Source organism: Euryhalocaulis sp., assembly GCF_013911995.1.
Classification (GTDB): domain Bacteria; phylum Pseudomonadota; class Alphaproteobacteria; order Caulobacterales; family Maricaulaceae; genus Euryhalocaulis; species Euryhalocaulis caribicus.
On sequence record NZ_JACESD010000010.1, the window covers coordinates 55,487 to 62,550 of the forward strand.

Here is a 7,064-nt window from a genome sequence, read left to right on the forward strand (position 1 = left end):
TGGGGACGCTATCGAATTGAAAGCAGCACCAAACCCGAGCATCATTGTAAAGCTTCCCGCGCCGAGGGCGGGAGGCAACGCGTGTAAACTTACTTTTTTAAATATTCGTGAAAGCATAGAGCATTTTTAAACCCTTAACTTTTTGGAGTCAATTAATTATTTTACTATATTCATAAAATTAACTTCCTATATTTGATATTTGGATAATTTTTTTATTACCCCTATCACTCAAATAACTAAAAGAATCAATGCTCGACCGAAGTCGAGCATTGATAGCCACTACGATTAATCGCCCTGCTCGAGTTCTTGCGGAACGATCAGCAGCGGCATGGCCGGATCGAAGGGCAGAGCGTGCAGTTTAAGCACGTAGCCCGGTTGATCATCGCGGCGCGCCCAGAGGGCGCCGTATTCGTGCCAGTACGGCTTTTGATCATCCGGCCGGACATTGCCGATGACCCGGAAGGCCGGCGGCCGCGCGGCATTGGTTTCGGATTGAGTTTGGTTTTTTTGAGTCTTTGAATTTCTCATGGGATCGCTCCTCATTTTTGAGTGGTTCGCCGCAACCGCTGCGGCTTTATGAGAAGCGCCCGACCATGGTGAGAGAGCAGAGATTCAAGGGCAAATAGGAGCCACGAACCGCATTTCCCTTGAAGCGTATGCGGGCCATGACAGCTTGATCGATTAGAAGCCGCATGTCGCGTGAGGCCCACTCATACGAGATTGGGTCGAGACCCGTTTCAAAGACCAGAGACGCTCAAATCGCTCCGCCTTCTTGCCGTCCGGTCTGAGGCTGGGACATTGGCCATCCTGTCCCCGATCTATCGCACCAGCCTGATACGGCCTCTCGTGTAAGCATCGGGTTATCGCACAGGACAGTCATGTTGGAGCGCAAGGCGTCCGGCGCGCCGTCCGTCCTCCTTCACTGGCGTTGCGGCCCTAAAAGGGTGCGCTTCGACTGAGCCGGTGCAGTCACTCCTCTTTGTCACGAGAGCCCCGATCGGCGGGGCTCCTCAGATAAGGAGGATGGAGCCATGCCCAATCACATTACAGAGTTAGACTTGGCGGAATTAAGCGAAGCGGAACTGTTGGAACTCTATTCAACCCTGCAAGCCGAGCTCGCCGGTCTTCCCCCGGCGAGCGAGGCGCGAACACGGTGCGCCGTGTTGATGCATCAAGTCAGCACCGCGCTTCGTCGTGCGCGACTTCGGGCGACACGCAGAAAGGCGATTACAAGGAAGCCGCCCCCTTAAGTCTCGGCTTCGTCGTCTTTTTCATCGGGCTTGTCGATTGGCTTTTTCCGCGCCTCAAATTCTTGCTTCGTCGGGAGCTCGTCGAAAGGCGGCTCATAGCCTTGAGCCTCATACTGGTAGCGCGGAATAGCATGATGCGCTAATGCCATGCCGTAATCGACGCTCGCATATTCCGCGCCGCTCTCCGGGGTCTGGGTCTTATAGATACCTGTAGCCATAGTTATTCTTCCTATCTTGTTTTTATTCAATAGCGCCTGTGCGCCATCCCTGAGATCTATTTAGAAAAACTGAGAGCCGAGATGGGCACCACGGCTCTCAGTTCGGTTTTACGTCGTCCAGAAAATATGGATTTCCTCGAAACCGGTTTCGATGGCGAGAATATCATTGATCTCCATATCGCGGGCCATGCGCTGATAATCGATATAGAATTGCAGGCTTTCGGGGATGGTGACGGTTTGCTCGGTCAGCTCCTCGGCAAAGTCGGCGACGCTGCGATATTCGCCCGCATAGCGGTCTTCAATCGCTGCTTTTGCGTCGTCCATATCTGAAAAATATTCCAGCAAGGCACCGCCCAGCTTGCCATGCTCGGCAATGAAAGCGGCGATCTCGGTCACCTCTTTGATGCCTTCATATTCACTGATGGGGGCTCCCTCGAAGCTCTCATAATCGTGAATGGCGTATTCTTCGGCCCCGGCTATCGGGGACCGTGCCAGCATGGCTTGGATTTCCGCGCGGATCGCGTGCGCGTCCTGATCGGCGTCAATCCATGCGCCGTGCAAGATGCCGTTATTGTAGGCGGCCAGACAGGCCACATAGATTCTGATGTCTCCTTTTTTCGATTTCATTTTTAAATCCCTCCTTGGGGTTCGTGTTGCTCATGAACCCCTGCTTCCGGTCGAGGATGGGTGTGCAAGCGGAGAGAAAAATCGATGGCGGGCGCAGTGGAGCCGCAAGGCGAATGAGCCTCGGGAGACCGTCTATTTTTTGCGAAGCGCGCTGAGGGCGAAGCCCTAAGAAATTAAAGAGAGAAACGGTCAGAGGAGTCCACGGGACCTCTGGCGTTTTCTTTTGAAGGTCCGAACTTGGCGCTTGTGGTTCGATCACGGATCTCAAGCACCGATTTCGGACAATTAGAACCATCCAGTCCTTAATCGCCACGGGCTGGACTGGACCGGCTTAGGCGGGTGCTCGCCACGCCTTGGTTCTTTACAGGGAAATGTTTTGAAATTTTGATTGGTACGGACGGGGGGACTCGAACCCCCACGGCCATTCCTGGCCTACGGATTTTCTTACCTGCCACGACTTTCGCCGCCTTCAACGCGCCAAGCTTGTCGGCGGGTTGAAGTTTGGGGTCTGGACTATCCCTTCATCATAGCCGGCGATTACCGACCTTAGATGCTGCCCGTCTAGTCTCTACACCTTCCCAATCCGCCGTGAAGGTGATTGGGCTTGGCTCGGGATGGGCTTGAGCCATTGAAACGGCCGTTAGCTTCCCCCGAATTTGAGCAGTTCTACGTCCCGCATTTCCACGGGCGCACTCAAAATGTTTGTTTAAGTCCGTTGCGTCTACCAATTCCGCCACGTCCGCATGTGACCTTGTAAAGCGGAATCGTGCTCCACAATCAAGGCCGTAGCTTTATATCAAGTAACTTCTTCTATGTCTACATTTTTGCTTAGTTTTCTCTTACGTTTCACATTAATAGCTGACGCGTCCAAAGTATTTTTAATATGCGCGGCATAGTATTTCTCAATCATTTCCACGCTGGTTCGGCAGTTTTTGGCTATTTGATATATGTCTGCTCCCTCCATTAGTCGTAAACAGATGTAGGTGTGGCGTAAGCTATATGTCGTTCGCTGTTGGCCGTCTCGGTCGTGTTTCAGGCCCTCTTCCTTGAGTATATTATTGAACATGTCTCGATAGAGGTTTTTTTGTGGAAACACCAAATCTGTCGGCTTGGGGTTATTTCTTTTGACAATTCGTTGGTAAGGCTTAACCGCACCGGTCGTGCTCTTACAAAAACCGACACCACGCTTTCCGCGAACTTCAATTTCGAGAATGATCTCATCACTATCGAGATCCTGAACGATCTGGATATCTCGGTGTTCTAAATGCCGCGCCTCGTCTGGCCGCAGTCCGGTGTTGGCCATAAAAAGTACGAAATCATGCAGCTGCTGAGCGGACCCTAAATGACGTGTCCCTTGTCGTGCTTTTACGCGTCGTCGGGTCGCGGTGTAGAGTTGTTTATATTCTTCGGGTGAGAACCACGCTCGGTGCGTAATTTTACCGGCCGATTTGTAGGGCATGCTTAGATCGGGGAGATGAGTTAGCCACCCGTGCCTAAGCGCCGTTTTTAGCACCTGCCTCAGAACCACGATTTCCTGATGCATCGTGCTCCGGGCAGGCGGCCCCCCACGAAGTGAGTTTTCACGCCGCCAAATCCGATATTCTTGAACGACGCCCGGTGTGATCTGCGACAAGCCCATCTTTCCAAAATAAGGAATGAGATATTTGTCCAGTCGCCGACGGTGCATCTCGACGTAAATTTCGTTCCGGTCTCCTTGCGTGATGACCGGATATTCCCGCCAGAATTGTTCGGCTGCCTCGGCGAAGGTTTTCTCGGTGACGAGCTCACCGGCTCGGGATTTCCCGCGCAGGGTTAGATACCAGTCCTCGGCAATATCCTTGGCTTCCGCAAAGCTCGTCTTTTTCGTGCTGACGCGAAAATTTTTGCCCTGAAGGAAGGTCGAGCACTGCCAGTATTTTGAACGGGTGCGCTTATAGAGATGGACCTTGCCGCCCATGATGACGTGTTTCGCCGGCATGGTGTGCTCCTTTCCGGCGAGGGCTCATAATGTGAAAGTGTGTAACGAATGTGTGGGTAAATTTCTTATCTCGCCTACAGGCTATTATACTGAATTTATTGATTTTTTCAATCTTAAATTAAGACTTTTTTAAGATTTTAAGTCCCTTGCGTCTACCAATTCCGCCACGTCCGCACGTGGGCTGCGATCATGCCGTGTTTGCCGCGCGGCTCAATCCCCGCAACGCCGCTGGAACCGGATTTTTTCTGATCCGTTTGATCAGCGCCGCCCAACCCAGCCAAGGAATTTGAACGGACATGGATATCTATACGCGGATCAAGGAAGACCACGACAAGGCGCGCGAGCTGATGAGCCAGATCGCGGACACCACGGCGCGCGCCAAGAAGACGCGCCACGACCTGTTCGAGGATTTCAAGATTGATCTGTGGTCGCATCACAAGGTGGAGGAAGCCACCTTTTACGACCTGCTGACCCAGAAGGGCGACTCCGCTGAATCCTACGAGGCCAAGAACGAGCACCACATGGTCAATTCCATGCTGGAAGAACTCGACACCATGCCCAAGGACAATGAGCAATGGGGTCAGAAATTCGGCGCCATGAAGGAGCTGATCGAGCACCACATGGAAGAGGAGGAAGAAGAGTTCTTCACTCTCGCCCGCAAGGAGTTCAGCGAAGAGGAAGCCCAGGAGCTGGGCAGGCGCTTCGACTCCCGCAAGAAAGTCGTCGCGCCCGCCATTACCCCGATGAGCGAGGGCTGAGCCTTACCGGCCCAGCGCGTCCAGCGGCGCGACGAAGTCGAGATTCAGGCTCTCGGCAACGTGCATGTTGGTGACCTTGCCCTTGTGCGTATTGAGGCCGTCCTGCAGGTGCGGGTTGGCCTTGATCGCCTCCAGCCCCTGATCGGCCAGTTGCAGGCCGTAAGGCAGGGTGGCGTTATTCAGGGCGTGCGTCGAGGTTTTCGGCACCGCGCCCGGCATGTTCGCCACGCAATAATGCACGACTTCCTCAACCACATAGGTCGGGTCGGCGTGGGTGGTGGCGTGGGAGGTTTCGAAACAGCCGCCTTGGTCGATGGCGACATCCACCACCACCGAGCCCGGCTTCATGTCTTTCAGCATCTCGCGCGTGACCAGCTTGGGCGCGCTGGCGCCTGGGATCAGGACCGCGCCGATCACCGCGTCCGCCTCGTCAATCGCCTCGTCCACGTCCTGCGCGGTGGAATAGCGCGTGCGGATACGGCCGCCAAAGACGTCGTCGATATAGCGCATGCGGGCGTTTGAACGCTCCATGATGGTGACGTCCGCGCCAAGGCCCATGGCCATGCGCGCCGCGTTCAGGCCGACAATGCCGCCGCCCAGAACCACCACTTTCGCCGGCAGCACGCCGGGCACGCCGCCCAGCAGCATGCCAAGCCCGCCATTATTCTTCTGCAGCGCCTGCGCCGCGGCCTGAATGGAAAGCCGCCCGGCGACCTCGCTCATCGGGGCCAGCAGGGGCAGGCCGCCCGCGGCGTCGGTCACCGTCTCGTACGCCACGGCGCTGACGCCGGACTCCAGTAATCCCTGAGTCTGTTTCGGATCGGGGGCCAGGTGCAGATAGGTGTATAGGATCTGGTCCTCGCGGAGCTGCACCCATTCCTCGGGCTGCGGCTCTTTCACCTTCACGATCATTTCCGCCCATTTGAAGACGGCGGCCGCGTCCGGCGCGATGAAGGCGCCGGCGGCTTCATAGGCCGCGTCGTCGCAGCCAATGCCCGCGCCCGCGCCCGCCTGAACGGTCACTTCGTGACCGCGGCCGACATATTCGCGGACGCTGGCCGGCGACAGGCCGACGCGGAACTCATTGTTCTTGATCTCAGTCGGGACACCGACACGCATGGGCTTACCCTCTTGGCTGCTGGTGAGTGCGGCGTGTCTCGTTCGGCGGACCGCCGTTATTGGTATTTATGCGCCCCGCCCGGCATGGGGCAAAGGCCAAGGCTGCGCTTCCTATGGCGCCAGACCGTGAGGCTGGCAAACGCGAATTTGCCTGAGGCTGCGGCATGGGCTGCGCGCCGGGAACAGGCGCTTTTGCAAACCAGCCATGCATTTTCAGGACGCTGACCTGCCCCGCGCGTCAACCAGACGGCGAAGCGCGGCCTCCGCCTCATGCAGGGCGTCCGCATCGCGCGACCGCGCCACGATGTTCACCCCGCGCGTGCCGTCATCATTGAAATAGGGATAGGAGCCCAGAGAGACAGACTCGAAATCTTGCTGAATTTCGCCCAGCGCCGCCGCGATATCGCCCTCGCGCAGCTCTTCCGCCGGAACGGTGACCGATTGCGTCTCGGTCCCGCCTTCCAGCCGGCCCGCAACATCCTCCAGCATGCCGCGCATGATCTTCGGCACGCCCGCCATCACAAACACGTTCTCAAGCTGAAACCCCGGCGCGCCGGTCACCGGATTGGCGATCAGCGACGCGCCGTCCGGTATCCGCGCCATGCGGCGGCGCGCATCGGTCAGGTCCGCGTCGCTTTTGGCGTACCATTCCTCGAGGATCGCCAGCGCGTCGTCGCGTATATCAATGGACACGCCAAAGGCGGCGGCGACGCAATCGGCGGTGATATCGTCGTGCGTCGGGCCAATGCCGCCGGTTGTGAAAACATAGTCATGGGCGGCGCGCAGCGTGTTCAGCGCGTCCACGATCTGGTCCCTGTCATCGCGCACCACGCGCGCCTCCGCCACGTCGATGCCGACAGGGGCCAGAAACTGTCCGATCTGCTGCAGATTGATGTCCCGCGTGCGTCCGGACAGAAGCTCGTCCCCGATCAGCAGCACGGCGGCGGTCACGGTTCTGGTCATTTTTCCCTCAAAACATCGCGCGTTCCGGGGTGATATAGGGCGCGCGATCCGATAGCTATGGGGCGCTCTGTCAGGAGGACCCGACATGAACCGACTTCTTACCGCCCTCGCCGTGCTGACCCTGGCCGCCTGCGCCAGCCCCGCGCCGCCC

The 7,064-nt window shown here is 56.9% G+C and carries 7 protein-coding genes; 1 reads left to right on the forward strand and 6 read right to left on the reverse strand.

Annotated elements, in window-relative coordinates; genetic code table 11:
• Positions 1-285: 285 nt before the first annotated feature.
• From H2040_RS04410 to H2040_RS04425, 4 genes are all read right to left on the reverse strand, one after another.
• Positions 286-528, reverse strand: coding sequence for a hypothetical protein (locus H2040_RS04410; protein WP_287154814.1), 243 nt, complete (start codon positions 526-528; stop codon positions 286-288).
• Positions 529-1,246: 718 nt separating this feature from the next.
• Complete coding sequence (locus H2040_RS04415) at positions 1,247-1,468, reverse strand: hypothetical protein (RefSeq protein WP_287154817.1); 222 nt, start codon at positions 1,466-1,468, stop codon at positions 1,247-1,249.
• Between the two features lie 108 nt (positions 1,469-1,576).
• The gene (locus tag H2040_RS04420; RefSeq protein WP_287154819.1) at positions 1,577-2,095 is read right to left on the reverse strand and encodes an antirestriction protein ArdA; all 519 of its coding nucleotides are present in this window, start codon (positions 2,093-2,095) and stop codon (positions 1,577-1,579) included.
• 796 nt (positions 2,096-2,891) lie between these two features.
• Positions 2,892-4,073: a tyrosine-type recombinase/integrase gene (locus H2040_RS04425; protein WP_287154821.1), complete on the reverse strand. Its 1,182-nt coding sequence runs from the start codon at positions 4,071-4,073 to the stop codon at positions 2,892-2,894.
• A 296-nt stretch (positions 4,074-4,369) separates the two neighbouring features.
• Between H2040_RS04425 and H2040_RS04430 the strand changes: the two genes are divergently transcribed.
• On the forward strand, positions 4,370-4,831 hold the full coding sequence (locus tag H2040_RS04430) for a hemerythrin domain-containing protein (protein WP_287154823.1): 462 nt from the start codon (positions 4,370-4,372) through the stop codon (positions 4,829-4,831).
• 3 nt (positions 4,832-4,834) lie between these two features.
• Here the strand turns inward: H2040_RS04430 and ald are convergent, their stop codons facing one another.
• Both ald and H2040_RS04440 read right to left on the reverse strand, forming a co-directional pair.
• Positions 4,835-5,950: an alanine dehydrogenase gene (ald, locus tag H2040_RS04435; RefSeq protein ID WP_287154827.1), complete on the reverse strand. Its 1,116-nt coding sequence runs from the start codon at positions 5,948-5,950 to the stop codon at positions 4,835-4,837.
• A 213-nt stretch (positions 5,951-6,163) separates the two neighbouring features.
• Positions 6,164-6,913, reverse strand: a complete 750-nt coding sequence (locus H2040_RS04440; protein WP_287154831.1) for a competence/damage-inducible protein A — start codon at positions 6,911-6,913, stop codon at positions 6,164-6,166.
• Positions 6,914-7,064 lie beyond the last annotated feature (151 nt).